Annotated in this window: 23 protein-coding genes and 2 pseudogenes; 4 read left to right on the top strand and 21 right to left on the bottom strand. The window is 65.9% G+C overall.

Annotated elements, in window-relative coordinates:
• Positions 1-73: 73 nt before the first annotated feature.
• From GGR73_RS00850 to GGR73_RS00825, 6 genes are all read right to left on the bottom strand, one after another.
• A complete protein-coding gene (locus GGR73_RS00850) occupies positions 74-964 on the bottom strand; it encodes a restriction endonuclease (protein WP_184455235.1) in 891 nt (296 codons plus the stop codon).
• Between the two features lie 40 nt (positions 965-1,004).
• Positions 1,005-1,313: a type II toxin-antitoxin system RelE/ParE family toxin gene (locus GGR73_RS00845; RefSeq protein ID WP_184455233.1), complete on the bottom strand. Its 309-nt coding sequence runs from the start codon at positions 1,311-1,313 to the stop codon at positions 1,005-1,007.
• 6 nt (positions 1,314-1,319) lie between these two features.
• A complete protein-coding gene (locus GGR73_RS00840; RefSeq protein ID WP_184455231.1) occupies positions 1,320-1,583 on the bottom strand; it encodes a YlcI/YnfO family protein in 264 nt (87 codons plus the stop codon).
• 95 nt (positions 1,584-1,678) lie between these two features.
• Entirely contained in the window at positions 1,679-2,365 is a 687-nt protein-coding gene (locus GGR73_RS00835; RefSeq protein ID WP_456362901.1) for a hypothetical protein, read from the bottom strand.
• Positions 2,355-2,885, bottom strand: coding sequence for a MarR family transcriptional regulator (locus GGR73_RS00830; RefSeq protein WP_184455229.1), 531 nt, complete (start codon positions 2,883-2,885; stop codon positions 2,355-2,357). Before GGR73_RS00830 ends, GGR73_RS00835 begins: the two co-directional genes overlap by 11 nt.
• Before the next feature lie 130 nt (positions 2,886-3,015).
• Positions 3,016-3,612 (bottom strand): TetR/AcrR family transcriptional regulator, encoded by a 597-nt coding sequence (locus tag GGR73_RS00825; RefSeq protein ID WP_184455227.1) that lies wholly within the window; start codon positions 3,610-3,612, stop codon positions 3,016-3,018.
• A gap of 70 nt (positions 3,613-3,682) precedes the next feature.
• Here GGR73_RS00825 and bdcA point away from each other — a divergent pair, with 70 nt between their 5' ends.
• A complete protein-coding gene (bdcA, locus tag GGR73_RS00820) occupies positions 3,683-4,396 on the top strand; it encodes an SDR family oxidoreductase (protein WP_047125826.1) in 714 nt (237 codons plus the stop codon).
• Between the two features lie 159 nt (positions 4,397-4,555).
• On the opposite strand, the gene GGR73_RS20240 is transcribed toward bdcA, so the two are convergent.
• Positions 4,556-4,732: a type II toxin-antitoxin system RelE/ParE family toxin gene (locus tag GGR73_RS20240; protein WP_456362900.1), complete on the bottom strand. Its 177-nt coding sequence runs from the start codon at positions 4,730-4,732 to the stop codon at positions 4,556-4,558.
• Between the two features lie 67 nt (positions 4,733-4,799).
• Here GGR73_RS20240 and GGR73_RS00810 point away from each other — a divergent pair, with 67 nt between their 5' ends.
• Positions 4,800-4,952, top strand: coding sequence for a hypothetical protein (locus tag GGR73_RS00810; RefSeq protein WP_157935124.1), 153 nt, complete (start codon positions 4,800-4,802; stop codon positions 4,950-4,952).
• A 9-nt stretch (positions 4,953-4,961) separates the two neighbouring features.
• On the opposite strand, the gene GGR73_RS00805 is transcribed toward GGR73_RS00810, so the two are convergent.
• The 9 genes from GGR73_RS00805 to GGR73_RS00765 form a co-directional block, all read right to left on the bottom strand.
• Positions 4,962-7,625: a M1 family metallopeptidase gene (locus tag GGR73_RS00805; protein ID WP_184455225.1), complete on the bottom strand. Its 2,664-nt coding sequence runs from the start codon at positions 7,623-7,625 to the stop codon at positions 4,962-4,964.
• 175 nt (positions 7,626-7,800) lie between these two features.
• Entirely contained in the window at positions 7,801-9,093 is a 1,293-nt protein-coding gene (locus GGR73_RS00800; RefSeq protein ID WP_046341959.1) for an adenylosuccinate synthase, read from the bottom strand.
• A gap of 426 nt (positions 9,094-9,519) precedes the next feature.
• Positions 9,520-9,705 (bottom strand): DUF2065 domain-containing protein, encoded by a 186-nt coding sequence (locus GGR73_RS00795; protein ID WP_039510765.1) that lies wholly within the window; start codon positions 9,703-9,705, stop codon positions 9,520-9,522.
• A gap of 494 nt (positions 9,706-10,199) precedes the next feature.
• Complete coding sequence (locus tag GGR73_RS00790) at positions 10,200-10,664, bottom strand: REP-associated tyrosine transposase (RefSeq protein ID WP_184455223.1); 465 nt, start codon at positions 10,662-10,664, stop codon at positions 10,200-10,202.
• 598 nt (positions 10,665-11,262) lie between these two features.
• Positions 11,263-12,126 (bottom strand): protease modulator HflC, encoded by an 864-nt coding sequence (hflC, locus tag GGR73_RS00785; protein ID WP_039523939.1) that lies wholly within the window; start codon positions 12,124-12,126, stop codon positions 11,263-11,265.
• Positions 12,126-13,265, bottom strand: a complete 1,140-nt coding sequence (hflK, locus tag GGR73_RS00780; RefSeq protein ID WP_039523936.1) for an FtsH protease activity modulator HflK — start codon at positions 13,263-13,265, stop codon at positions 12,126-12,128. The genes hflC and hflK overlap by 1 nt, the downstream gene beginning before the upstream one ends.
• Positions 13,266-14,057: 792 nt before the next feature.
• Positions 14,058-14,444, bottom strand: a complete 387-nt coding sequence (pilH, locus tag GGR73_RS00775) for a twitching motility response regulator PilH (RefSeq protein ID WP_024938599.1) — start codon at positions 14,442-14,444, stop codon at positions 14,058-14,060.
• A 525-nt stretch (positions 14,445-14,969) separates the two neighbouring features.
• A complete protein-coding gene (locus GGR73_RS00770) occupies positions 14,970-15,866 on the bottom strand; it encodes a DnaJ C-terminal domain-containing protein (protein ID WP_024938598.1) in 897 nt (298 codons plus the stop codon).
• A 140-nt stretch (positions 15,867-16,006) separates the two neighbouring features.
• Positions 16,007-16,483 carry an Hsp20/alpha crystallin family protein gene (locus GGR73_RS00765; protein ID WP_039510602.1) on the bottom strand — a complete coding sequence of 159 codons (477 nt, stop codon included), beginning with the start codon at positions 16,481-16,483 and terminating at the stop codon, positions 16,007-16,009.
• Between the two features lie 161 nt (positions 16,484-16,644).
• On the opposite strand from GGR73_RS00765, the gene GGR73_RS00760 reads away from it, so the two are divergent.
• The gene (locus GGR73_RS00760) at positions 16,645-17,127 is read left to right on the top strand and encodes a peroxiredoxin (RefSeq protein WP_016903926.1); all 483 of its coding nucleotides are present in this window, start codon (positions 16,645-16,647) and stop codon (positions 17,125-17,127) included.
• Between the two features lie 43 nt (positions 17,128-17,170).
• Entirely contained in the window at positions 17,171-17,731 is a 561-nt protein-coding gene (locus GGR73_RS00755; protein ID WP_024938597.1) for a ferritin-like domain-containing protein, read from the top strand.
• Positions 17,732-17,999: 268 nt separating this feature from the next.
• Here the strand turns inward: GGR73_RS00755 and pbpC are convergent, their stop codons facing one another.
• The 5 genes and pseudogenes from pbpC to GGR73_RS00730 all read right to left on the bottom strand — a co-directional run.
• Positions 18,000-20,420, bottom strand: coding sequence for a penicillin-binding protein 1C (gene pbpC / locus GGR73_RS00750; protein WP_154831579.1), 2,421 nt, complete (start codon positions 20,418-20,420; stop codon positions 18,000-18,002).
• 111 nt (positions 20,421-20,531) lie between these two features.
• A complete protein-coding gene (locus GGR73_RS00745) occupies positions 20,532-21,308 on the bottom strand; it encodes a CPBP family glutamic-type intramembrane protease (RefSeq protein ID WP_184455221.1) in 777 nt (258 codons plus the stop codon).
• Between the two features lie 131 nt (positions 21,309-21,439).
• Positions 21,440-22,387 (bottom strand): glycerophosphodiester phosphodiesterase family protein, encoded by a 948-nt coding sequence (locus GGR73_RS00740; protein WP_184455219.1) that lies wholly within the window; start codon positions 22,385-22,387, stop codon positions 21,440-21,442.
• Between the two features lie 157 nt (positions 22,388-22,544).
• Positions 22,545-25,298, bottom strand: a pseudogene (locus tag GGR73_RS00735) (TonB-dependent receptor); the annotation flags it as partial.
• A 550-nt stretch (positions 25,299-25,848) separates the two neighbouring features.
• Positions 25,849-25,941: pseudogene (locus GGR73_RS00730) on the bottom strand (REP-associated tyrosine transposase); the annotation flags it as partial.
• Positions 25,942-26,124 lie beyond the last annotated feature (183 nt).

Raw genomic sequence — 26,124 nt, 5'->3', positions numbered from 1 at the left:
GCGCCCTGCTAGTCAATATTCTGTACGACGTGCCTGATTAATTCAGACGAAAAAAATTTCAGCCGGCATGCTACTAATCGTCACCAGCCAAGAACCACACCGGCTTGAGCGGCAGGCGAGTACGCGCGCTATCGTCCAATTGCGCATAGTGCGTGGTCCATAGCTCCACGAGCCGGCGCGCGTCGATCAGGTTGATCCGACGATGCGACTGGCGCGCTTCGTAGTCGGCATCTTTTGTAAAACCTGACAGGGCCACGAACAGGCCGACATCGCCATCTCCCAGAACGGCCATAAAGCTGCGCAGGCCCGTCACATCGATCCTCGGCGAGTTGGCATTGCGCTTGACCTGCACCTTGATGCGCGGCGGGCGGGTGCCGAGTGGGTCGTTGTAGGCAATGATGTCGGTGCCACCGTCCTTGCCCGGCGGTGCGACCCAGGCGACGTGGTAGCCCATCGCCCGTAGCAGCGAGGCCACGAGCTCCTGGAAGTCGTACGGCGGCATCGCGGCGAGGTACGCCTCGATCTCGGCCCATGCCATTTCTTCGGCTTCTTCCAGCGTGATGCTGGCCGATTCCTCGGTGAGCTCGCCTTCGGGATCGTCGACCTCGTCGGCGACGGGCTGGGCGCTCTTCCACTTCTTGTAGAGCTGCCCCACCGTGCGGATGAACTGCTCCGGATCGGGGTACGCGTGCAGCGCCGCTTCGCCCTCTGGCGTGAGGGTCCAGATGCCTTTGTCCTTGACCAGCCAGCCGGCCTTGACCGGCGCCACGGTGCTGAAGCGCACGATCTTCTCGAAGCGACGGCCGCCGGTTTCGTAGTCGCCCGCTTCGTACTCGGTGAGCACGACCTGCTTTTCCAGTGCGGCCAGCGCGTCTGCGGCGCGCATGCCCTCCGGCTGGGTCTTGAGGATATGGAACAGCGCACGGGTCAATTCCCCCGTGCGGCGCCTGCTGATATTGGCCATCTACTTCCCCTGTGGCGCGACGTGGGCGCTAACGCCGTGTTTAATAATAGTCGTCTTCACGCTGATGCCTGACTGCCAAAACGGTGACGACCTGATCGCTTTCCACCTCAAACAGCAGCACGTAGCCGCTGGCACCGAAACCGATCACCAGCTCGCGCAAGAACGGGTCCGCCACCCCCGCCTTGCGGCAGCTCAAAGGGGCCAGTTCAAGCACGGCGACGCCGTCGCCGATGGCCTGCAGCGCACGTTCGGCCACGGTGAGGTCGCCTTCGGCACGCTGTAGCAGCCAGTCGTAAAGGCGCGCGAGATCCTCGCGCGCCTGCTGAGTGAAGCGGACAGAAAATCCCACGTTGGCTTAGCCCTTGCGCGCCTTGTCCAGTTTGGACTGCAGCCCGGCCAGCACATCCTTCGCGTCGATGTACTGGTTGGATGCCTTGGCGCTGTCACGCGAGGCCAGCCCGCGTGCGATGAAGGCTTCCTGCTGCTGGCGCTGCTGCACCTGGGCGCGCACGGAGTGCTCGACAAAGCTGGAAAGCGTCTCACCCTCCTGCAACACGGCTTCGGCCGCTTGGCGCAGCGCCGGGTCTACCCGGAGCGATGGAAGAGATGCGGATTTCATGGCAGATCCAGTGCGTTGCAATTGCGATGCATCATCGCAAGCGGGCGGCGGTGCTTCAAGGTTTTCTTTGCAAACCTAAGCCGACGATGTCGCAGCTACGCTGATGCAATGGTACGTAGGCGCTGAAGCACGACGCTTGCGCGCTCCGGTTCGGCAACCAATCCCGGCAACGCATTCACAAACGCCGGGTTATCCACTAGCCCCACAAACACGCCGGCCACCCAATGCCGAAGGTGTGCATGCTCCACGGCAAACTCTTCTACCAGCTCGGCCCGGCCATCGACGACATTGAGGACGTCCTCCAGGTCGTGACTGGAAAGGAAGTCACTGTTGCCTCGGGTAACGAAGGCTTCGAGCTTGGTCGCCACGAATGCTGTGGCTGTCACCAAGCGGATGGACAGGCGATCGCTCAAGGCCACCACTTGGGCCGTCTCTACAGCATGGGCGTACCAGCGGTTGGAGAAGCCAAGCACGCCGGCATCCACCGGCATCAGGTCGAAGAGGACGCCCGACGCTTCGTGTACCCAGCGGCAGACGACACCGCTCTGCATCTCGCGCGCAAAGCCCTGCGATTCCACACGCGCCTCGATACCGCGGAACCGGGACCAATCAAGATTGACCACCGCATCGACGCCATAGGTGGCGCGGACGCTTTCCGCCAATGGATCGGATACCAGCAGGCCAACGACTGCTCCGCCGAGGAAGACTACGTGTTCGCAAAGCTCGCCCAATGCATTCGCAATCACAAGCAGGTGCGGCAAATTAGGATCGTCAGAGCGCATCGCCAAGCCTCAGCAGTTGTTTGAGATAGCTTGCTGCCAGCGTGCGCTCGCGGGCACGCCCGCTACGTAGGGCGTCCTGCAGCGCCAGCAGTTGGTGCAAGGCAGGGTCGGCCAGCGCAGCGTTGGGCACACCGGCCGACAACGGCAACAAGCTGGGGCCTTTGGCCGTGCCCTGCGCGCTTGGCCACACCGGTGCATCCCCTGGGGAGCTGGAAATGGCAATGGACAGTGGGGGCACGCCGAAGGCCGTAGGAATGCCACGCCTTAGCGGCCCGATGACGGCAGGAAAGGCGTAACGCACACCGTGAACCGCGAACTCATGCAGCGCCGTGCGTACCGTCTCCCACTCGCCGCGGCCTTTTTCCAGCGCCAAGCCGGATGCCACCGCGCGCTTGACGCTGCGATGCACCTGAGACGGGCTCATGCCCAGCGCTTCTCCAAGGGATGCATACGTCCAGACCTGACCCGCCTGGGCGACCCGCTTGTACAGCACCACCAGATCCTGGGGCTTCAGTTCCACAGCTCAGCCCGCCTTATTCCATATTCCGGAATATGGAATATCCAGCGAGCGAGCTGTTTTTGCAAGCGATCTTTGCTGAGCGCTCTAACTAAACGAGGGTCTACCGCTCAAAAGCGAAAGCCAGACACGCTCACCCAGTTCCCCGCAGCGCCACCCGAAGCGCCTCCCCCGCCAACCGCGCACTCGCCAACAGACGCTCCAGGCTCTGCCCATGCCGGGCGCTGGCGGACAGCCCGGCCATGGTGGTGCTGACGAAATCCGCCAGCCGGTCTGCGTCGTGCGGGCACTGCCTGGCGATGTGGGAGCGAATCAACTCCTGGGCTGCGACATGAAAACTGCAGGCGGCCTCACGTGCCTGCGCGTCGTTGCTGCGCGTGCCTTCCAGCACCAGGCAGCCGGTGGCAGCGGGGTCTGCGGCGTAGCAGCGGGCGGCCTGCTCCAGTACGTCGGCCAGGGCGTCGGCCAGCGGGCGGCTGGCGTCCAGAATCTGCGGCAACGGGATGGCCCCGGTCTGCGCGTAGCGGTCGAGGATGCGCGCGTACAGGCCGGCCTTGCTGCCGAAGGCGGCGTAGAAACTTGGCGGGTTGATGCCCAGCGCCTGGGTGAGGTCGGCCACGCTCAGTGCGTCGTAGCCGCGCGCATGAAACAGCTGCTGCGCGGTGGCGACCGCTTGGTCCGGGTCGAATGCGCGCGGCCGGCCGCGGGCCCGGGGGGTTTCTGTAGTCATAGTTACAAAAATCTTGACGGCAAGCGAAATCTATTATGTATTACTCGCTACATTAATTGCGAGGTTATGCATGTCAGCGTTCAAAGACAAGTCGGTATTAGTGCTTGGTGGCAGCCGGGGGATTGGGGCCGCCATCGTGCGGCGCTTTGTGGCCGAGGGCGCGCGGGTGACGTTTACCTATGCCGGCTCTGCCGAGGCGGCGCAGCGCCTGGCCGGTGACACCGGCAGCACCGCGGTGCTGGCCGACAGCGCTGACCGCGATGCGGTCATCGACACGGTGCGCCGCAGCGGGCCGCTGGATGTGCTGGTGGTCAACTCCGGCATCGCGCTGTTCGGCGATGCGCTGGACCAGGATCCGGACGCGGTGGACCGGCTGTTCCGCATCAACGTGCACGCGCCCTACCACGCCGCCGTGGAGGCAGCGCGGCAGATGCCGACCGGCGGGCGGATCATCGTGATCGGCTCGGTCAACGGCGACCGCATGCCGCTGCCCGGCATGGCGTCCTACGCGCTGAGCAAATCCGCGCTGCAAGGGCTGGCGCGCGGGCTGGCCCGCGACTTCGGGCCGCGTGGCATCACCATCAACGTGGTGCAACCGGGCCCGATCGATACCGACGCCAACCCGGAAAACGGGCCGATGAAAGACCTGATGCACAGCTTCATGGCAATCAAACGCCACGGCCGCGCCGACGAAGTGGCCGGCATGGTGGCCTGGCTGGCTGGCCCGGAAGCGAGCTTTGTCACCGGGGCGATGCATACGATCGATGGTGCGTTTGGGGCATGACGCGGCGACGTCTGCCTTGGCTACGGCGATGAGGGAACTGCGAACATCACGGCCCCGCAAAGCCCGCCTCACGTTGCGAGCGAACGGCCAGCACAAACACCGTGTCGATCTGCGCGACATGGCAGTACAGCGCCAGATTGCCGTGCGCGCCGTGACCGATCACCAGTTCGCACCTGCCGCCGCCGGCCGGCCGATCAGCGGATTGGTTTCCAGCACATCGATGGCCGCAATGATCTCGTGCAGGCGTGCTGCGACATGTGCGGCCTCATGGCGCTGGAGCTGGTCGAAGATCCGCTCAAGATCTTGTGCAACCTCCGGTGCCAGCGCGATACGCACCATGCTACCGGGCTAGTTTGCGAGCCGTGGGACGCTTTGCCGGCTCGCCGACCATGCGCTTTTCCAGATGGCCACGCATGTCGTCCCAGGCGATGGTCTTCCCGGACGCCACGATGCCGGCATCACGCTGCTCGGCGGCCTCGCTCCCCACCTCCAGGTGACTGCCGGCGCGGCAAAGAAAAAGCCCGGCAAGACCGGGCTGTTTCCTGTGCTGCGATGACCGCAACGCTCAGCGCTTGCGCGCCTTCAACCATGCCTTGATCTGCGGCAGCGACGCCGCCCGCAGCTTCACCCGCGTCTGGATCGTGTTGACGGCGTTGTCTGCGGCCTGCCGCGAGGTCGGCGCGATGTACTGCTCGGCATAGGCCTTGATCCGGTCGGCGGTGGCAAGTTCGGCCGAGTCCATGCCCAGGCCGGGGTAGTAGCGGGCACGCGAGGTGGAGTCCACCAGGGTGTCCACCTGCGTGCGATGCGCCACCGCGAAGTCGAAGGCAAGTTCCGGGTGCCGGGAAGCGACCCGGTCGATCATGCTCGCACCGGTGGTGGCGCCCGGCTCGGCTGTCAACGCCAGTTCCAGCGCGCGCCTGGCCAGTGCCTCGTCGTTGGGCATGGAGAGGAAGTCGTAATAGGTGTCGCGCACCATCGACGAGGTTTCCTGCCTGGCCAAGGCATGCAAGGCGTCCCAGGTGGCGGCGTCGGCATTGTGCGCAACCGCGCCCAGCACGCTGTCGCGCAGTTCCGGCGACAGCGAGGCGGGGTTGGCCTGGAAGGCGGCAAAGCGCCTGCGTGCCTCGGCGATCACGGCGGCATCGCCCATGTGGCTGAGGGTGGCGATCAGGCGGGTACGCAACTGCTGGATCTGCGCCGAATCGCCAGCGCGGTTGTCCCAGCCCAGCGTTGCGAATTCGGCCGACAGGCGCGGTACGGCATAGGCACGCCACGTGGCGCGCGCAGCCGGGTCGCGCTCGAAGCTGCCATCCACATCGTCGTAGATGCTGGCCACCATGTCCCAGACATCGGGCGATGCGCCTGCCGCCACCTGGGCGGTGAGATCCAGCACATCGGCCTGCGCCTGCACGCCGGCACCGGCCAGTGCATTGGTGTCGTTCAACACGCCCACCTGGTCCACCACCGGCAGCAGTCCAAACCTGTCGGTCAGCGCCTTGAACTGCGCGGGCGCATACCAGGTGCGGAAGTAGCCCTTTTGCCCGGCATTGACCACCACCGGCGCCTCGCAGCCGGGCACCTGCACCTGGGCCGTGCCGTCTACCAGCACGCGCACCGGCGCGCCATCGCCGCTGCGCAGGACGACCGGCACATGCCAGCGCAACGGCTGCTTGTCGGGGCGGTCCAGCGTGAACTCGCCCTGCTCCAGCGTCACCGCAGTCTGGCCGCCGACGCAGCGGCTACTGGCCTTGATCAACGGCACGCCCGGCTGCAGCGTGAAGTCGTGCGCCACCTGGGTGAATTGCTTGCCCGGGGCCACCGCGTCGATCTGCTGCCACAACTGGTCGGTCACCGCGTTGCCGTACTGGTGTTGCTTGATGTAGCTGCGCACGCCGGTGCGCCAGTGGTCCGAGCCCACGTAGTCTTCCAGCATGGCAATCACCGCCTCGCCCTTCTGGTAGGTGATGGCGTCGAAGGCCTGGCTGGCCTGCTCCACGGTGGCCACGTGCTGCACCACCGGGTGGGTGGTCGCATACGCATCGCGCCGCATCGCCGCGCGGCTCTTCAGCGCCGGGCCGGTCTTGTCGATATCCCATTCCGGATGCAGTTTTGCCGTGGTGCGCGCTTCCATCCAGTTGGCGAAGCCTTCGTTGAGCCACAGGTCGTCCCACCACGCCATGGTCACCAGGTTGCCAAACCACTGGTGCGCGATCTCATGCGCGGCAACGGTGAACACGCCTTGCTTGGTGTCGATGTTGGCCACCGCCGGATCCAGCAACAACGAGTATTCGAAGGTGAAGATCGCACCCCAGTTTTCCATGGCGCTGAAGAACTGGCTGCGCCCGGGCGCGGCGATGTTGTCCAGCTTGGGCAGCGGGTACGGGATGCCGAAGTAGGCGTTGTATTCGTGCAGCACGTCGCGGCCGGATTCCAGCGCGAACTGCGCCTGGTCCACCTTGCCCTTCTGCGCGATCACGCCGATCTCGGTGCCGTTGTCGGCGGTGACGGTGGCACGTTCGAAATCGCCCACGCTGACGAACAGCAGGTACGTGGACATCTTGGGCGAGGTCTGGAACGCGATGCGGGTGCGCCCGTTTGCGCCCGGCTTGGACGAGGCCACCGGCATGTTGCTCACTGCCATCTGCCCGGCCGGCGCATTGATCGCCAGGTCGAAGGTGGCCTTGAAGTTGGGCTCGTCCCAGGAAGGAATGAAGCGGCGCGCATCGGAGTTTTCAAACTGGGTGAACAACGCGCGGCGCGCACCTTGCGCGGTGGTGTAATCCAGCGCGAACAAGCCGTTGGCCTGCGTGTTGATCACGCCGCTGTAGTCGATGGACAGCACGTACTCGCCCACTGCCAGCGGTTTGTCGAACGCGAACGTGGCGGTCTGCGCCTCGGCATCGGTGCTGACCTTGGCAGCTTGCGGCTTGCCGCCTTTTTGCGTGAGCGTGCCCCGCGCAAAGCTCAGGTTGGCCGCCTGCAACACGATGCGATCGGTGGCCTGCAGCACGCTGACGTCGATGGCGACCTTGCCGTCGAACGTCATCTTGTCCGCATGCGGCGTGATCTCCACCGCGTAATGCGTGGGCTTGGCCGTGCGCGGCAACTGGGTGGTGATGGACGAGGCGGCGGCGCTCGGCGGCGCGGGCGTGGCGGCGAGCACGGAGGCGGCCGGACTTGTACCGACCAGGGCCAGTGCGATGGCGGTCACCAGGGGAAGACGCATGGGAAATTCTCGATGTGGGCGAAGTGGGCAGGCAAGCGGCGCCAGGCCGCGGATGATCCGCCGGAACGGTGCGCGCAGGCACCGCCGGAAGTCATGGCAAATCTCAGCAATCCTCAAATGCCAACGGCCCGGACAAGCCGGGCCGTTGGACGATGCCGCGTCTGGCGTCAGCCGATCAGGCGAACGGATCCTGCAGCACCATCGTGTGGTCACGATCCGGGCCGGTGGAGACGATCGAGATCGGGCAGCCGGCCAGTTCTTCCAGCGCGCGCAGGTAGGCACGCGCGGCCACCGGCAGCTTGTCCCACTCGGTGATGCCGTGGGTGTTTTCGGTCCAGCCCGGGAACTCCAGGTACACCGGGGTGCACTCTTCCCAGCCCTGCGCGTCCAGCGGGGCGTATTCGGTACGCTTGCCGCGGTATTCGTAGGCGATGCAGACCTTGAGCTTTTCCATGCCGTCGAGCACGTCGAGCTTGGTGATGCACAGGCCGGAGATGCCGTTGATGGCCACCGCACGCTTGAGCGCAACGATGTCCATCCAGCCGCAGCGGCGCGGGCGGCCGGTGGAGGCGCCGTACTCGGCACCGCGGTCGCGGATGCCCTGGCCCACTGCGTCGTCCAGCTCGGTCGGGAACGGGCCGCCACCCACGCGGGTGGCGTAGGCCTTGGCGATGCCCAGCACGTAGTCGATCGCATCGGCGCCCACGCCGGTGCCGGCCAGTGCGCCGCCCACGGTGGTGTTGGAGCTGGTGACGTACGGATAGGTGCCGTGGTCGATGTCCAGCAGCGCGCCCTGCGCGCCTTCGAACAGCACGCGCTTACCCTGCTTGCGCAGGTCATGCAGGATGCCGGCCACGTCCGACTTCATCGGCTGCACGTAGTCGCCGAAGGCCAGCGCTTCGTCGAAGGTCTTCTGGAAGTCCACCGCTTCCACGCCCAGGTACTTGGTCAGCACGAAGTTGTGGTAGTCCAGCGCGGTGCGCAGCAGTTCTTCCAGCTGCGGCGGGTAATGCAGGTCGGCGATGCGGATACCGCGGCGGGCAACCTTGTCTTCGTACGCCGGGCCGATACCGCGGCCGGTGGTGCCGATGGCCTTGCCGCCGGCGGCCTTCTCGCGCGCCTGATCCAGGGCGATGTGGTACGGCATGATCAACGGCGCGGCCGGGGAGATCTTCAGGCGCGAGCGCACTTCCACGCCGGCACCTTCCAGCTCGCTGATTTCCTTGATCAGCGCGGCCGGGGAGATCACCACGCCATTGCCGATCAGGCACAGCGCGTCGTCGCGCAGGATGCCAGACGGAATCAGATGCAAGACGGTCTTCTTGCCGTTGATGACGAGCGTGTGGCCGGCATTGTGGCCACCCTGGAAGCGGACCACCGCACCGATCTCTTCGGTGAGCAGATCGACGATCTTGCCTTTGCCTTCATCGCCCCACTGGGCACCGAGCACGACAACTGACTGACCCATGACGGGTGAACTCCTGAGTTTTGCTGCGGCCATCGGGGCCGCGGGATGGGACCGGTTCACGGCTGGCGGCGCCGCCTGGCGCGCGGCTCCATCGGGGAGCGTTGCAGCGGCGCGTGAAGCCCTGACACGGAAAAAGCCGAACGAGGTGCCCTGTGTGAGCGTGCCCGGCCGGCTTTTGTGCATTATCCGGGTTTCCGGTGACGTGCACTACCCCTGGCGGCCGGCGGATCGGGGGCTGGTCAGATTGCGGCTGGCCGTCGGTTACGCGGTGCTCCGAGCGCTGCCGGCCCCTAGCCCGGGAGATCCCGTCGCGACAACCCCAATGGCTCGTAGGAGCGCACCTGGGCGCGACCGGCATTACCGGTAACGCCGTCGCGCCCAGGTGCGCTCCTACGCTGCCCGCTGCAGTCGGAATGGACCACCCACTCAGTGACGCACCACCCACAGCGCGATCGCGCCCAGCACCAACGTCACACCACCAATCGCACGCAGTTGCGCGGTGGGCAGACTGAACAGTTGCTCGACCATGCGTTTCCAGGCGGTGGGCGCGGCAAACAGCAACAGGCCTTCGATGACGGCGATCAGGCACAACGCGGACAGAAATTCATGCATCAGCAACACCAGGACGTGGGGAACTGCAGTGTGCCGCGTCAGCGCCCTCCACGCCCCCCGCGTAGGAGCGCACCCGGGCGCGACAAGCATTCCCGGTAGAGCCTGTCGCGCCCGGGTGCGCTCCTACGCGGCAACGTGGCGAGCCTAGTCAAACCTACAGACCGCCCAAAGCACCATCGTCCGATCCACGACAGGCAACCCCCGACAAACCCACCCCGTAGGAGCGCACCCGGGCGCGACGGGCATTCCCGGTAAAGCCGGTCGCGCCCAGGTGCGCTCCTACGCGGCAACGTAGCGAGCCTAGTCAAACCTGCAGACCGCCCAAAGCACCATCATCCGATCCACCACAGGCAACCCCCGACAAACCCACCCAGTAGGAGCGCACCTGGGCGCGACAGGCATTCCCGATAAAGCCGGTCGCGCCCAGGTGCGCTCCTACGCGGCGGCGCGTGGCAAACGGTGGGCATGCACTAGGCCTGCTGGCGGCTCGACGCTCAGAGCCAGATCGCATCCCAGAACGGATAATCACCGATGTGGGTGACCAGCCCGGCCCGGAGCGGATTGGCGATGAGGTAACGCGCGGCTGCGTGCAGGTCGTCGTCTTTGCGCAACGCGTGGTCGTGGTAGCTGCGGCTCCAGACCGGTGCGTGATGCTGCCACTGATCGTTCACCGAACGCGCTACGCACGCTTTCATGCGGGACACGGCGTCGGCCAACGCGGTGACGCTCCCCAGCTGCAACAGCCAATGTGCATGATCCGGCATCAACACCCAGGCCAGCAGCCTGGCATCGCAAGGCGTTGCTGCGGTGAATGCCCGGCAGGCGGTTGCTGCAAGCAAAAAATCTGCGAACACGGCACGACGCTGCCATGTCGTGGTGGTCAGCAGGTAAACGCTGTTAGGCGAAGACTGCCTGCCGCGGCGCAGCGCGCGATGCCCTGGAGAGTTGGTGTTGGCCATGGCGCGATGCTGGCGGCCTTGGACCACGCGGGATATCGGCGGTTGCCGCGTTCTGCGCTAGGGGGAATCCATATGGCGACTGACTATCAACGGCAATCAGCGGGGTCCGCCGGTAAGGCCCGTCGCGCCCGGGTGCGCTCCTACCGGGTCGAGTCTGGACAACACGACGTGACAGGCGCTCCAGGCAGCTGCGGATTCCGGACATGCCCATGGGCATCACAGTGCACGAAGCGCCGTGCGCCCGATTCATCGGCCGACGCACGCCCTGCGTAGGAGCGCACCCGGGCGCGATTGCCTTACCGGGCATGCCCGTCGCGCCCGGGTGCGCTCCTACCGGGCCGAGTCTAGTCAACACTACGGGAGAGGCGCTCTAGGCAGTTGGATTCCAGACGTGACCATCAGCATCGCAGTGCACGAAGCGCCGTGCGCCCGATCCATCGGCTGACGCACGCCCTGCGTAGGAGCGCACCTGGGCGCGATCGCCTTACCGGGCATGCCCGTCGCGCCCGGGTGCGCTCCTACGGTGGGCGCGCGGCAGCGAGAGGCACATACGACAACGCCCGCATTCCGCGGGCGTTGTCGATTCAGCGCAGAGCGATCAACGATCGCTCTTGAGGTACTGCAGGAACGGGTCGTTCTTGTCCAGCACCACCACGCCGTTGCCGTCGGTCATGGAGCCGCGGTACGCCTCCAGGCTGCGGTAGAACGCGTAGAACGACGGATCCTTGGCACCGGCCTGGCCGTAGATGCGGGCGGCGTCGGCATCCCCTTCGCCGCGCAGCTTCTGCGCATCGCGCTCGGCGTCGGCCACGATCACGGTGGACTCGCGGTCGGCCTGGGCGCGGATGGTCAGGGCCTGCTCCTCGCCTTCGGCGCGCAGCTTGCTGGCTTCCTGCTTGCGCTGGGCGCGCATGCGCTCGTAGACGTCGGTGATCACCTGGCTATCGGTCGGCAGGTCGATCTGCTTGATGCGCAGGTCGGTGATCTGCATGCCCAGGCCCTTGATCGCGCCGTTGATGCCCTTGAGCTGGTTGGCGATCAACTCGCTGCGGTCGCCGGAGACCAGCTGCTGCAGGGTGCGCGAGTTGATCTGGTTGCGCAGCGAGTCGGTGATGATCGGGGCCAGGCGCGAATTGGCGACCGACTCCTCACCACCGGTGGCGCGATAGAACGCCCGCACATCGGAGATGTAGCCGATGGCGAAGAAGTCCACGCTGACGTCTTTCTGCTCGGCGGTGAAGTAGCGCGCCGGGGCGGTGTCCAGCACCTGGAAGCGGCGATCGAACACGCGCACCGATTCCACCACCGGGATCTTGAAGTGCAGGCCGGGCTTGAGGTCGGCACGCACCACGCGGCCCAGGTTGAGCACCATGGCGGTCTGGTCCTCGCGCACCACGAACACCGAGCCCATCAGGGTCAGCAACACGGCGACGATCAGGCCGATGACTAGCGAATTCTTCATTATTCGGTTCCCTCACGGCCGGTCGGGCGCGGGCCGCGCTCCGGATTGCGGATGCCCTCGCTGCCGCCACTGGTTTGCGGCGGATTCAACAGCACATCCTGCGGCACCATCGACGGCATGCCGCCGTTGCCCGCAGTGCCGCTGTTGCTGGCGGACTTGCTGGCGTCGGCCGGCAGCGGCACATAGATGACCTGGCGGCCATCGCTGCCGATCACCTTGCGGTTCTCCGACAGCACCTTCTGCACCGTTTCCAGCCACAGGCGCTTGCGCGTGACCTCGGGGGCGTTGGCGTACTGCTCCTGCAACAGCGTGAAGCGGTCGGCGTCGCCCTCGGCCTTGGAGATCACCGCCTGCTTGTAGCCTTCGGCGCCGGTCCGGGTGCGCGCACCCTGGCCGCGTGCCTCGGGCACCACCTTGGCGGCGTAGGCCTGGGCTTCGTTGATCAGGCGCTCACGCACCTGCTGGGCGCCGTTGACCTCGTCGAAGGCCGGCTTCACTTCTTCCGGCGGACGCGCGTCCGGCAGGGTCACGCCGGTGACGGACAGACCCGTGTTGTAGGCATCCAGTGCCGCCTGCAGGCGGTCCTTGGAGGCGATGGCCAGCGGGCCGCGATTGTTGAGCACGGTATTGAGGTCGGAACGACCCACCTGCTCACGCACGGCGCTTTGCGCGGCCTGCTCCAGCACCAGGTCGGCATTGCGCGAACCGAACAGGTACTTGCGCGGGTCGCTGATCTGGTACTGCACGTTGAGCGAGACGTTGACGATGTTCTCGTCGCGGGTCAGCACCGGCACCTGGTTGCTGAAGGTCTTGATCTCGGTGGCGTTGACCTTGCGCACCGACTCGACCGGCCAGGGCAGCTTGAAGTTCGGGCCGGGCTGCAGGATGCGCGAGAACTGGCCGAAGCGCAGCACCACGCCACGCTGCTGCTCGCCGATGAGCTGGAAGCTGGAGAACAGCACCATCAGCACCACCGCGACCAGGATCCAGCGCCCCACGCCGCCATCGAACAGCTCCTTCAACGGGGCGGGCAGATTGCCCCAGCCACCACCGTTGCCACCACCGCGCGGGCCCCAGGACCTGCGACGGTTGGGGTCCGGGCCGTCTCCGCCCTTGTTGCCGGGTGTGTTCCAGGCCATGCACGCTCCATGATCGAGGGGCTGTGCGGGCCAGTCCCGCAGTGCCGCCGTGTTGTGTGATTCGATGATTCTACTAGATGGGGCAGACCGACCGTTTTGAAAGGCCCCGATTGGCACATCCCGGTTTAGCCGCTGGGGTGGATCGGGCGGCGACGCATCGGGCGACAGCAGGGCCCGGTCCGGTCCAGGCGCGTGTCGACGCGGTCCCGGGGGCCGGAAAGACGCGCATGTGATGACCTTGGCGTTGGGAGCAGGCAAGGCCGGAGGCGAGCGGCCTTCGATACGCGTTGCGGCCGGTGACCGCGTGATGCGGGCAGGCCCGCGGCGCCTGCCGGTCTAGCGATTGCACGTCGGGCGAAGCTGGATCAAACAGGACTACGGCCAGGCTGCGCAACGGATGCGTTGCCGTCAGTTATTGATGCGCGTGCGCCGGAAGCGCGCTCGCCGTCGGGCCGCCTTGCGCATGTCGCGCCGCAGTGCCGCGCCTGGAGGCCGACACGCATCAGACGCGCGTGGCCCTGGCAAGCAACACGACCGGACCTGCATGCAAGCAACCTGCCGCCCGCGGGCGATCGGGCGGAATGCAACCGTTGGCCAGAGAGCACCCACGTGCAGATGGCAAGGTCGCGCAGTTGGTGGTGGCATCAGCCCCGGGTGGCGAGTGGCACTGCCCGACGCGGTCGAACGCGGCCCCGTGCGCATGTCTTCGTCGATCGCACCGGCCGCGGTCAACGCGTCGGCTGATCGCACTGCGGAGCGAACCCGCGCCCCGGTCGCACCTCGTCGACGCGCTTAGACGGTCGGCGGTTCGTCTTTCTGGTTGAACACGCGCTCCATCACTTCCAGCAACTCGTCTTCGGAAAACGGCTTGGTGATGTAGGCGCGTGCGCCCTGGCGCATGCCCCACATGCGATCGGTGTCCTGGTCCTTGGTGGTTACCAGGATCACCGGGATGTGCTGGGTGGTCGGCTCGCGCTTGAGCGTGCGCGTGGCCTGGAAGCCGTTGAGGTTGGGCATCACCACATCCATCAGCACCAGGTCCGGCAGCGAGGACTTGGCCGCTTCCACGCCGGCGGCACCATCGGTTGCGGTGATGGTTTCGTGCCCCAGCTTCTCGACGATGCGCTGAATCCCCAGCAGCTGCGACGGCGAGTCGTCGACGATCAGAATGCGTGCCATGTGTTTCCCCTAGTGTGCGCGGCGAGTGTAGTGCGCCGGCCGCGCTTTCGGTAGCAGGCCAGGCGGTGCGCCCGGAGATCCTGTTGCGACGTGCGATCCGGTGGCGCGTTGCGGTTGCCCTGGTCAACGCGTACTACGTTGCACAGGGGGCAACTGGATTCAACAACGTTGCAGAAGGTCGTTCACCGCCACAACGCGTGCATGCCGCCCTGCACTCAATCCCTCACCACAGGAAAGGCGATTGCTCCCTTCTCCCACCCGGAGAAGGTGGCGCAAAGCGCCAGATGAGGGGACGGCGGAGATCCAACGCCGCAGATCGACGTTCACCGGCGCACTACTCGCCTGCCGAACCCCCACCCCAATCCCTCCACAAAGAGGGCGATCGCTCCCTTCTCCCATCAAGAGAAGGTGGCGCATAGCGCAGGATGAGGGTACGGCGGCGATTCAACGTCGCAGATCGACGTTCACTGGCGCACCACCTGCCTGCCGAACCCTCACCTCATCCCCGCGTCGACCCCGCGCGGCCTACACCGATTCGCCGAACGCCTTGGCCAGGTTGCGGTAGGCCTTTTTCTGCGCATCGTCGGTGGGGGCCGGGGCCAGGATTTCCAGCTCCACGATCTGGTCGCCCGGCGTGGCGCCCGGCAGGCCGCGGCCGCGCAGGCGCAGCTTGCGCCCGGCGTCCGAGTCGGCCGGCACCTTCAACTCCACCGACCCGCCCAGGGTCGGCACGCTGATGGTGGTGCCCAGTGCCGCCTGCCAGGGCATGACCTGCAGGGTGTACAGGATGTTGCGCCCGTCCACTTCGAACTGGGGGTGCGCGGCGTATTCGATCTCCAGCAGCAGGTTGCCGCCGCCATTGCCCTGCCCGCTCAGGCGGATCACCTGGCCAGGCTGCACGCCCTTGGGCACGCGCACATCCAGCTGCTTGCCGTTGATGGTGATGCGCACGCTGTCGCCCGCATACACCGCTTCCAACGGCACTGCCAGCTTGGCGCGGGTGTCGCCGCGCGCCTGCGGACCCGCGCCTGCACCAGGGCCGGCGCCCGGGCCACGCGGACGGCCGCCGCGCTGGCCGGCGAACAGGCTTTCGAAGAAATCGCTGAAGCCGCCACCGGCGCCGCCGTTGCCGAACACTTCCTCGTAGTCGTAGCCCTGCCCACCGCCGTAGCTGGGCGGGGCCTGGAACTCGTCGCCCGGGCGGAAGCCCTGCGCCTTGAGCTGGTCGTAGGCCTTGCGCTTGGCCGGGTCGCGCAGCGCCTCGTAGGCTTCGTTGATCGCCTTGAACTTGTCTTCGGCGCCGGCCTCCTTGCTGACGTCGGGGTGGTACTTGCGCGCCAGCCGGCGGTAGGCGGTCTTGATCTCCGCATCGCCCGCGCTGGGCTCCACGCCCAGCGTTGCGTAGTAATCCTTGAATTCCATCTAATCACCTCTGAAAAAAACGGCCCGCAGCCGAGGCCACGAGCCAGTCATATCGCAGCCGGGCGGGCAACCGCACCTATTCTACGGTGCGGTTGCCGCCGGGAAGCGAAGCATGCCGCTCCGCTCCAGGTTTTGCTGCCTTACTGCACCGTATTGCCGGCCGGGTCCTGGCCGTTGCCGACCTGGATGCGGCGTGGGGTGGCCGCCGGGCGCTTGGGGATGCGGATTTCCAGCACACCGTTGTGCCCGGTCGCGGTGATGCCGTCGGGGTCGGCACTGTCGGGCAGCGCGAAGCGGCGGTGGAAGCTGCCGTAGCGGCGCTCGATGCGCGAGAAGCGCTCGGTCTCGGTGCTGGACTCGCCCTTGCGCTCGCCCTTGATCGACAGGATGCCCTTGTCCATCTGCACCTCAATCTGGGCGGGGTCGATGCCCGGCAGGTCGGCGTACAGCACGAAGTGGTTGGCCTCTTCCTTGATGTCCACGCGCGGCACCCACTGCGCGGTCACCACCGCCGATTCGTCGGTGTCGCCGTTCTGCTCGAAGAAACGGTCGAACACGTGCTTGATCTCGTTTTGCAGCGCATGGGTGGGCCACTGTGGATAACGAACGATGTTCATTGCGAGCCTCCAAAAGGTTGGGTGAGGGGCCGGCTGCCGCGGCGTGCGCCGTTGCGCCGGCCATGTGCGTCAGATAGGCGTGCCGCTGCGGATTTCAAGCGCGTTGACGCGCTTTTCCCTCGCCCCTTTCTAGACTTCGTTCAGCCGCAGGAGCCCGCCCCATGACCATCCACGTTGGTGACCGCATTCCCGAAGTCGTGCTCAAGCGCCTGCGCGAGGGCATCGAGGCGGTCGATACCCACAGCCTGTTCGCCGGCCGCAAGGTGCTGCTGTTCGCGGTGCCGGGCGCCTTTACCCCGACCTGCTCGGCCAAGCACCTGCCGGGCTATGTGGAGCACTTCGACGCATTCCGCAAACGCGGCATCGAGGTGCTGTGCACCGCGGTCAACGACCCGTTCGTGATGCAGGCCTGGGGCCGCAGCCAGCTGATCCCAGACGGCCTGCACCTGCTGCCCGACGGCAACGCCGAACTGGCCCGCGCACTGGGCCTGGAGATCGACGCCAGCGGCTCGGGCATGGGCCTGCGCTCGCGCCGCTACGCACTGTATGCCGACGACGCCGTGGTCAAGGCCTTGTTCGTCGAAGAACCCGGCGAATTTAAGGTGTCTGCCGCCGATTACGTACTGCAGCACCTGCCCGATTGATGCATTGATTCCCCCCAACCACTCAGAAGGAAACCGGCCAGCCATGTCTAACCAGCCAGCCAAGCAACTCCCCGACGGCATCACCGATACCGCCACCTTGCGCAGCCGCGCACGCCAGAGCATCGAAGACGGTGCCATCACCGAGAGCTACCACGCCGACCGCGAGGCGGTGATCGAGCTGCTCAACACCGCACTGGCCACCGAATACGTGTGCACCCTGCGGTATTACCGCCACTATTTCATGGCCAAGGGCATGCTTGCCGACGCGGTCAAGGGCGAGTTCCTGGAGCATGCGCAGCAGGAACAGGCGCACGCACACAGGCTCGCCGAGCGCATCGTGCAGCTGGGCGGCGAACCGGACCTCAACCCGGACACGCTGACCAAGCGCTCGCATGCCGAATACAAGGAAGGCAGCGACCTGCGCGACATGGTCAAGGAAAACCTGATCGCCGAGCGCATCGCCATTGATAGCTACCGCGAGATGATCGATTTCATCGGCGACAAGGACACCACCACCAAGCGCATCCTGGAAGACATCCTGGCCCAGGAAGAAGAGCACGCCGACGAGTTCGCCGACCTGCTGGAAGGCTGGATCGGCGAGTGAGCTGAGTCTTGCAACGGAGCGATGTGTTGTGATCGATGATCGGCATCGACATTCACACTGAAGTTGAAAGTTGAAATCGACTCGATGATTTAAGCAGACAGGGCGCCTTGAGCGCCCTGTCTTTTTTCTATGCCGCAGGATGCTGTGTGGTTGCCTGCGGCGGTAGGAGCGCACCCGGGCGCGACGTGGCATTCCCGGTAACGCCCAGTCGCGCCCAGGTGCGCTCCTACGGGTGTGTGCACGCTGGCCGGGCGCAGCACGTGCGCGGTCAGCGCAATACGCGAAAGCGCAGCTGCGTCCAGGCACCGTCGCTGGCCATTGCGGTGAGCGTATGCGTGCCGACCTCGGCAAATTCGCGCTGAAATCCCTGGCGTCCGTTGGTCTGTGCGATCCAGCGGCCATCCAGCAACCAGTCGATGCGCGCGTCGCTGCCCAGGGCACGCAATTGCAGGCGCACCGGACGCGAGGTGGCGTTGGCACGCGCCAGCGTGGCGCGATCGCTCAGCCCGTCGATACGCAGCACACCGCCACCGGTCATGCGCCCATCCGGCAGACAGTCCGCCGCAAGTGGCGGCAGTTGCGCAGCATTGCGCTCGGCTGTACTGAGCCAGGGCGAGACCAATGCCGGCCAGCGCGCCACTGCATGCGGCACGCGTTCATGCGCCTGGCTGCACTCCTGCGACAGCCGCTGGCCGCTGCGCGCATCCACGTCGAAATGCAGCTGCCCGCTTTGCCATAGCCGTGCGTCGCGCTCGGCAAAGGTGGGCGGCACTGCGCCATCGAGCACGTAGGCGTCGGCGCGGCGTGCGCATTGCGCCGGTGGCGTGCGCTCGGCCGCGCCGCCGAGCGGCCAGCAGATGTCCAGCGCCTGCACGGTGGCCGGCATCGGCACCGGCGCGCTGTCGCCAGCGCTGCGCGGCAAGGCGTCTATGACTTCGAACATCAGCGGCAGCGCGGTGACGGCGCCGTACTGGCCCGGCAGCGGCGTACCGTCCGGACGCCCCACCCATACCCCGACCGTGTAACGGCGCGTGCCGCCGATCGCCCAGGCATCGCGGTAGCCGTAGCTGGTGCCGGTCTTCCATGCCACGCCCGGGCGCGTGGCGGTGTCGAAGGTACCGCTGCCATACCCGGGGCGCGGATTGCTTTGCAGGATCTCGCGCACGATCCAGGCCGCACCCGGCGACATCAGCCGGCGTTCGATGCGCGGATCGTCCGGCGTATAGCGCACGCGCCCGGCGATACCGCCACGATTGAGCGCCGCAAATGCACCGACCAGTTCCTGCAATTGCGCGCCTGTGCCACCCAGGATCAACGCCAGATTGGGCACGCTGCCGTGCGCAAAGCGCAGCTCGATCCCGGCATTGGACAGCCGCGCAGCAAACCGCGCCGGGCCGATCCGGTCGAGCAGGTCCACCGCCGGCACGTTCAGCGACAACCGCAACGCCGTCGCCGCGCTCACCGGCCCATTGAAGGCCGCATCGAAATTGCCGGGCCGGTAGCTGCCAAAACTCTGCGGCGCATCCACCAACAGGCTTTCGGAGTGGATCAACCCATCGTCCAACGCCATGCCGTACAGGAACGGCTTGAGTGTGGAACCGGGCGAGCGCCAGGCCTGCACCATGTCCACATGCCCCAGCCGCTTGCGATCGCCGAAGCTGGCCGAGCCCACATACGCGCGCGCTTCCATGGTGGCGTTGTCCACCACCAGCAATGCCGCGGAGGTGCGCTCGGGCAGCTGCGAAAAGTATGTGGTGACGCGTTCTTCCAGGGTGCGCTGCAGCTCCACATCCAGCGTGGTCACGATGCGTGCCGCGCGCGGTTGCGCACTGTGCAACCGCTGCGCGAGCAGCGCCGCATGCAACGGCGGCTTGAGCGAACGCGTCACCACCGGCTCGATCCGCGCATCGTCCACCTGCGCGCGCGACCACACGCCCAGCTCCACCATGCGATCGAGCACCTTGTCGCGCGCACGTTGCGCGGCCTCGGGATGGCGATCCGGGCGCAGGCGGCTGGGCGATTGCGGCAACACCGCCAGCAGCGCAGCCTCGGCCTGCGACAAGGCCCTGGCCGGCTTGCCCAGGTACGCCCAGCTGGCCGCTTCCACGCCTTCGATGGTGCCGCCATAGGGCGCGCGCTCCAGATACAGCGTCAGAATCTCGCGCTTGCTCAGGTGCGCTTCCAGCTGCAGCGCGCGCAGCAGCTGCTTGGCCTTGCCCCACGGCGTGCGCGTATGCGGATCCAGGATGCGCGCCACCTGCATGGTCAGCGTCGAACCGCCGGAGACGATGCGCCCCTGCCCGATCCATTGCCCGCCGGCACGCAGCAGGCCCCAAGGGTTGACTCCGGGATGGCGCCAGAACCAGCGGTCCTCGTAATTGAGCAGCGCCTGCAGATACAGCGGCGACACACTCTGCGGGCTGGCCGGATAACGCCACACTCCGTTGCGGTCGGCGAACGCGCGCAGCGGCGTGCCATCGCGTGCCACCACCAGCGTGGAGGTGTCCCGTGATCTGGGCAGTGGCAGTGGGAAGGCCAGGTCCAGCAGCAACACCGCAGACAACAGGGCCACGGCGCTCCAGCGTAGCCCCGTCAACCAGCGCCGGCCGCGCCGAGCAACACCCTCCTTGCCAGCGACGCGTTCCTGCGTCTGGTCGATCCTTGCCTGCGCGTGCTGCTGCTCATCCATCCTGCCAAGGATGCAGGGCAAAACGCATTTCGGCCACCATCGCGCGCGGCAAGCTGCGGCGTTGAGCGATCAACGTGACTGCACGCTCCTGCTTGCGCGACGACAGGTGCGCTAGCCCACCACGTCCGCGTGCGGCGAGCGACGCGGCCTTACGAACAGCCGCAGCAACCCCATCGCCAGGAATACCGCAGACAGGCGCAACGCAATGCCGAGCCAGCCGCTGGCCGCCGAATCGGAGATCGCAAAGACCGTCCAGGCCGCGTTGAGCGAGACATGCAACACCCAGCCGCTCCAGATCGTGTAGCCATCCTGCGCGTCCACGATGGCAAACAGCAGCGCACCGATACCGGTAATGGCGAAGATCAATAACGCCTCGCCACCTCCACCGCCGGCCCCGAGCCAATGCACACCGCCAAACACAACCGCCTGCACCAGCGCCGCGACTGCCGGACGCCAGGCCAGCGCACGGCAGGCAAAGACGAAACCGAAACCGCGAAACACGATTTCTTCCGCTAGCGGAAACAGCAGCGCCAACCAGAGCAGGCCAAGCAGATCGTCGGTGCCGACCGAGCTGGACTGCGTCCACAGCCCCAGCCAACACGGCAGTGTGGCCAGCAACGTCAGCGCCGGGCCGCGTAAGCCGTTCCAACGCAACCCCAGACGCGCCGCGAGCTCGCCTGGCATGCCAGGACGCAGCAACGCCGCTGCGACGAGCACGAGCACTACGCTGAGCAGATTGTCGAGAATCCCACCGCCGTAAGGCACCGGAATTTTCGGGATTGGAAAACCAAGGGCCTTAGCCACATCACGCACCTGCAGCGCGACCAGCAGCACCAACAACCAGACGACATGCGGCGTGAGTCGGCGCAGGGATGTATCGAGCGGCATGCAGACGCCCTTGCGTGCAAACGAACGCTGACTATAACGGCAACACCACCGCCGCAGTTCTACGGATCACATTGCGCGGCGACATCCGCTCCCGTCGCAGGCCAGCTGCATGCGATGATGCAACGCGACGCTCACCGCTGCTCCAGCGACGCGCGATAGCGCAGCAAGGCTTCCGGCGCATCGGTCTGGATGATCGACACGCCTTCGCGGTACAGGCGGCCCCACACCTTGTCAGGATCGCGCGCGGCATCGGCGTCGCCGCCGTACCCGGCGATGAAGCCTTCCCACAGCGAGTTGACCATCAGCCGCACCTTGTGTGCCTTGCTCACTGCAACCAACGCCGGCAATTGCGCTGCCGACATCTTGGGCAGCTCGAACGCGACCGGATGCGCGTTGCGTGTCTGCGCAGTGGCGATCGCGGCCAGGTCGGCAGTGCCATGGGCGTTGATCAGGATCGGGAAGAAATACACCTTGTCGAACGGCAGCATCGCCGCCAGCGGCGGCGTGGCGATGCCGGCTTCGGCCTTGACGATCACCTGGTGCTGCATGCCGGCACGGGCAACCGCATCGACCACCTGCACGTAGATCGCATCCTTGACGTCCAGGTTGAGCAGGATGTGGCCCTTGGACCTGGCCAGCATCTGCTCGAGCGTGACCACGCGTTGATCGGTCAGCGGCGCCTGCGCGCCACCTTCGTCGCTGCGCAGCCGCAATTTTTGCAGGTCGGCCAAGGTCAGCTCGGACAGCTTGCCGGTGCCGTCGGTGGTGCGGTCCACGGTGGCGTCGTGCAGCATCACCAGTGTGCCGTCGGCGGCGCGCCGCACATCGGTCTCCATCACGTCGGCACCGATGGCGATGCAGCGCTCCAGCGCGGCCAGCGAGTTCTCCGGTGCGCTGTCCTTGAACCCATGTTCCGGTGCCGGTGCATGGCAACCGCGATGGGCCACCACCACGATGCCGCCGTCAGGATTGGTCAGCCGGGCCTGGATTGCGGCCACGCCGGTGGGCGCCGCGCTCGCATGGGTGGCCAGTGCCGCGCACAGCATGGCCGCGACGGTGGCGGCAGTACGTAAGGTCATCGAACAACTCCGATTGAAGGGATTAACAGAACTATTGCGTGTCGGTCAGGTAGGCGCGGCGGTTACTCAGCATGGCGCCCTGCCAGGTGAACATCCTGATTTCCACGCACCGCGCGCACTTGCCCGAGCTCTGCTCGCCATGCCAGCTTCGCCGCGCCTAGAACGTCGGCGTAAAGCGCAGACCGAACCAATACGTCGTGGGTACCGAATAACTGTCCTTGAGCAGGTTCTGCCCGGGGCCGGTCACGCTGGTGATGCGGCTGTGGGTGAGGTTGCTGACCTGGCCGATCAGGCTGAGCTGCTTGCTGATCGCATAGGTCGCGGTGAAATCCAGCTGCGAACGCGGCGACCAATACAGGTCCTGCCAGTCGATATTGCTGACGATGGCACGCAAGGCCTTGCCCTGACGATTGTAGGCCGCGCGCAGCTCCAGCCCGCCGGTGTTGTAGAACAGCGTGGCATTGGCGGTGTAGTCGGGCTGCCCGACCAGGTTGTCGAGCTTGCGCTCGCGCTGGCTCATATTGCTGCCGCTGCCAACGCTGTAGGGCACGTCCAGGCTGCCATCGAGCACCGCAAAATTTGCACTGAAACCGACCCCACTCAGCCACGGTGCGATCGGCGCCAGGGTGTTGACGATGCCGTTGAACTCCACCCCGCGGATACGCGCCTTGGCGGCATTGGCCGGCGTGCTGATCAGCGCGTTGGCGTAGGTGGTGCCGTCGAACGTGAAGCTGTCGGTGCGCGACAGCGTAAAGATCTCGTCCTGGATGCGTTTGTCGAACACGGCCGTGGACGCGAACGCATCGAAGTCGCCAGGCAGGCGCCATTCCAGCGACAGATCCAGGTTATTGGACACGCGCGGCTTGATGTCCGGGTTGCCGATGGTGACGGTGACGCCTTGCGCATTCGGGTTGCCGGCATCGGCCGTGTTGACGAAGCCGATCGAGGTGCGCGCCGCGTACGCATCGTATGGCGGGCGGCCGAGCGTACGGCTTGCGCCGGCGCGCAGGTCCAATGCATCTGTCAGGTGGTAGGTCATGATGGCCGAGGGCAGCAGATAGTGGTAATCGGCACTGGTCGGGTTATCGACATACACATAGCGGTTGGTCGCGGCATCCAGCTGCCGCTGGCGGCCGACCGTATCGAGCCTGGTGCTGTCGAAATGCAGACCGCCCTGCACATTGAAACGCTCGCTGCGATAGCTGACCAGGCCATAGCTGCCGAAGGTCTTTTCGGTATGGGTGAAGTTGTCCTGATTGCTGAAGGCCTGCTGGTCGGTGCTGTTGAACGCGCTCAACGGCGTTGCAGCCAATGCACGATTGGCCTTGTCTGGATCGATGGTGATCAGGTTCAGGCCGGCGTAGCGCATCGGCGCCCGGCCGGTACCCGCCACATCGGCCAGGCCAAACGCCGGCGCACTGGTATTGGGCTGATATTCGACGCGATAGATGTCGTAGGACGGTTTGTCGGTGGTGTACGACACGCCCGCGGCAAAGCCGATGCCCTGATCGCTCTCGCCTTGGTTGAAACCGTAATCCAGCCGGCCGGTGAGGATGCGATCGGCCGCGGTGCGTTTGTAGTCCGGACGCCAGTACGACAGGCTGTAGTTGCCCAGATCGTTGTAGGCCTGCGGCGACACCCCGAAGCGCTGATCGAAGCCGGAGGTGTCGTAGTTGAATGCGTAATTGGGCGTGGCATTGATGGTCACACCGCTGCCGGCCTGGCCCACCGGTACCGGTGCGGCGCGGGTGATGCCGGTGGCGTACTTGATCATGCGGATCGGCTCGTCGTAGGTCGCATCCGACCACGCGCCGCGCGCAGAGAACTGTTGCCGATCGGTGGGCCGCCAGATCGTGCCCAGCTGCGCGACCTTGGTGCGCGTGGTGACGATCTGGTTCGAGTAACCCACCTCGATATCGCCGCCGGGATAGCTGCCGGAGGTGGCGGTCTGATTGAACACCTGGCCACGGTTGCGCGGGTCGATGATGACCTCGTTGCGCTCCATGTTGTCCTTGAAATAGTAGTAGCCGGCCGTTGCATAGGCTTCCAGTGCGGCACTGGGATGCACTTCGAACTTGCCGGTGACGCCATAGCGGTCGCGCTGGTTCTGCACGTACCAGTACTTGTCCTGCTGCGGCACCGCCCAGCCATTGCCGAGATTGGCGCCGGTCTGCAGCACGCCGTTGTTGTCGTAGAACCCGTAATGCACCGTGTCGGTGGTCATATGGGTTTCGGTATAGCTGCTCAGCGTCTGGTAGTTGGCCGACAGGGTGACCCCGTACTGCTGCTCGCTGCCGAAGGTGCGGCTGCCGGTGGCGTTCAGGCGATAGCGGGGGTCGTCCTGGTCGCGCGGCTTGCCGACATCGTTGGCGTGGCCCAGCGCCGCTTCGGCACTGAAGAAGGGCTTGCCGCCGTTTTCGAACGCGCTGCGTGTCTTGAGGTTGATGGCCCCGCCCGTTGCGTTGGGGTCTAGGTCGGGCGTGAAGGTCTTGACCACCTGCAACTCGCTGACCATCGATGCCGGCAGCAGGTCCAGACGCACGCCGCGGGTGATCGAGCCGAGCGTGCCGTTCGGCGTGCCGGGCGAGGCAATGGTCAGCCCATCGATGGTGACGTTGTTGTAGGACGGGCCCAGGCCGCGCAGTACCGGTGTAGCGGCCTCGTCGCGCGGATGCTCGTTGTCGGTGGCCGGCAATACCGACAGACCGGGCACGCGGCGCAGCGCTTCGACGATGGTGCTGTCGGGCAAGGCGCGCACATCGGTGGCGCTGATCACATCGGTGATATTAGTTGCCGCGCGCTTGCTTTCCACCGCAGCGGCATTGGCACGGCGCACGCCGGTGACCTGCATGGCATCAAGAGTCTGCACGCCGGTTTTGGTGGGGGTGGCCGGTGCGTCGCTAGTGGATGCCTCGCCTTGTGCCGATGCAGGGGATGCAGGGGATGCAGGGTCTATGGAATCAGCGGATGCATCTGCTGGCAATGGAGAACGTTGCCTTGCAGTCGCAACTTCAGCCTCGGGCGTGGATGCCTCGTCATTATTAGCTGTAGGTGCATCTGTAGTTGTAGCTGCGCTCGCTGATGCGCCCGCGGTCGCGGTCATGGCCGCAACAGACGTTTGAGCGAAGTCATCGGCTGCAATAGCCGCCCACTCGTGTGCGCAAGCCTGCGGAGCTGGCGAACACGCCGCAATGGCAACGGCGAGAACGGACAAGTGCAAACGGTAAGAATCGGAGCGCTGCATGGAATCCCGAGATCGCGCAGCGGGAATGCCGCGCCTGTGAGAAAGCACGCCACCGTAGCCAGCAAAAATGACCCCTGCATGTCGCTGGCATCGCATCGAAAAGACAGTGCGCAGCGATGTCGCCGTAAGCGAAGAAGCGCTGGCGTAGGAGCGCGCCTGCGCGCGATGAGGCTTTCCAGGTGATGCCCAATCGCACGCAAGCACGCTCCTACGGCAGCTAGATTGCATCCCAGAATGGATAATCGCCGACCCGCTCGACCAGCTCGGCGCGCAGTGGGTTGGCGATCAGGTAGCGAGCCACGGTGCGCAATCGTCTTCCAAACGATCCTTGCGTGTCGCTTACATCGCATCGAAAAGACAGTGCGCAGCGATGCCGCCGTAAGCGAAGAAGCGCTGACGTAGGAGCGGGGGGGGGGGGGGGGGGGGGGGGGGGGGGGGGGGCCGGGCGGGGGGGGGGCGGGGGGCGGGGGGGGCGGGGGGGGGGGGGGCGAGC

The organism is Xanthomonas sp. F14, from assembly GCF_014199865.1.
This window is presented reverse-complemented; position numbering and strand designations above follow the sequence as displayed.

Bases quoted from the DNA above. Each gene is read 5' to 3' on its own strand.
- GGR73_RS00790 (WP_184455223.1), bottom strand. From the start codon at position 10,664: ATGGCCAACACCAACTCTCCAGGGCATCGCGCGCTGCGCCGCGGCAGG.
- hflC (WP_039523939.1), bottom strand. From the start codon at position 12,126: ATGAAGAATTCGCTAGTCATCGGCCTGATCGTCGCCGTGTTGCTGACC.
- GGR73_RS00840 (WP_184455231.1), bottom strand. From the start codon at position 1,583: ATGAAATCCGCATCTCTTCCATCGCTCCGGGTAGACCCGGCGCTGCGC.
- pilH (WP_024938599.1), bottom strand. From the start codon at position 14,444: ATGGCACGCATTCTGATCGTCGACGACTCGCCGTCGCAGCTGCTGGGG.
- GGR73_RS00825 (WP_184455227.1), bottom strand. From the start codon at position 3,612: ATGACTACAGAAACCCCCCGGGCCCGCGGCCGGCCGCGCGCATTCGAC.
- GGR73_RS00755 (WP_024938597.1), top strand. From the start codon at position 17,171: ATGTCTAACCAGCCAGCCAAGCAACTCCCCGACGGCATCACCGATACC.
- GGR73_RS00835 (WP_456362901.1), bottom strand. From the start codon at position 2,365: ATGCGCTCTGACGATCCTAATTTGCCGCACCTGCTTGTGATTGCGAAT.
- GGR73_RS00810 (WP_157935124.1), top strand. From the start codon at position 4,800: ATGGCCACGCATGTCGTCCCAGGCGATGGTCTTCCCGGACGCCACGAT.
- pbpC (WP_154831579.1), bottom strand. From the start codon at position 20,420: ATGGATGAGCAGCAGCACGCGCAGGCAAGGATCGACCAGACGCAGGAA.
- GGR73_RS00760 (WP_016903926.1), top strand. From the start codon at position 16,645: ATGACCATCCACGTTGGTGACCGCATTCCCGAAGTCGTGCTCAAGCGC.
- GGR73_RS00805 (WP_184455225.1), bottom strand. From the start codon at position 7,625: ATGCGTCTTCCCCTGGTGACCGCCATCGCACTGGCCCTGGTCGGTACA.
- GGR73_RS00740 (WP_184455219.1), bottom strand. From the start codon at position 22,387: ATGACCTTACGTACTGCCGCCACCGTCGCGGCCATGCTGTGCGCGGCA.
- GGR73_RS00795 (WP_039510765.1), bottom strand. From the start codon at position 9,705: ATGCATGAATTTCTGTCCGCGTTGTGCCTGATCGCCGTCATCGAAGGC.
- GGR73_RS00770 (WP_024938598.1), bottom strand. From the start codon at position 15,866: ATGGAATTCAAGGATTACTACGCAACGCTGGGCGTGGAGCCCAGCGCG.
- GGR73_RS00765 (WP_039510602.1), bottom strand. From the start codon at position 16,483: ATGAACATCGTTCGTTATCCACAGTGGCCCACCCATGCGCTGCAAAAC.
- GGR73_RS00745 (WP_184455221.1), bottom strand. From the start codon at position 21,308: ATGCCGCTCGATACATCCCTGCGCCGACTCACGCCGCATGTCGTCTGG.
- hflK (WP_039523936.1), bottom strand. From the start codon at position 13,265: ATGGCCTGGAACACACCCGGCAACAAGGGCGGAGACGGCCCGGACCCC.
- GGR73_RS00800 (WP_046341959.1), bottom strand. From the start codon at position 9,093: ATGGGTCAGTCAGTTGTCGTGCTCGGTGCCCAGTGGGGCGATGAAGGC.
- GGR73_RS00850 (WP_184455235.1), bottom strand. From the start codon at position 964: ATGGCCAATATCAGCAGGCGCCGCACGGGGGAATTGACCCGTGCGCTG.
- bdcA (WP_047125826.1), top strand. From the start codon at position 3,683: ATGTCAGCGTTCAAAGACAAGTCGGTATTAGTGCTTGGTGGCAGCCGG.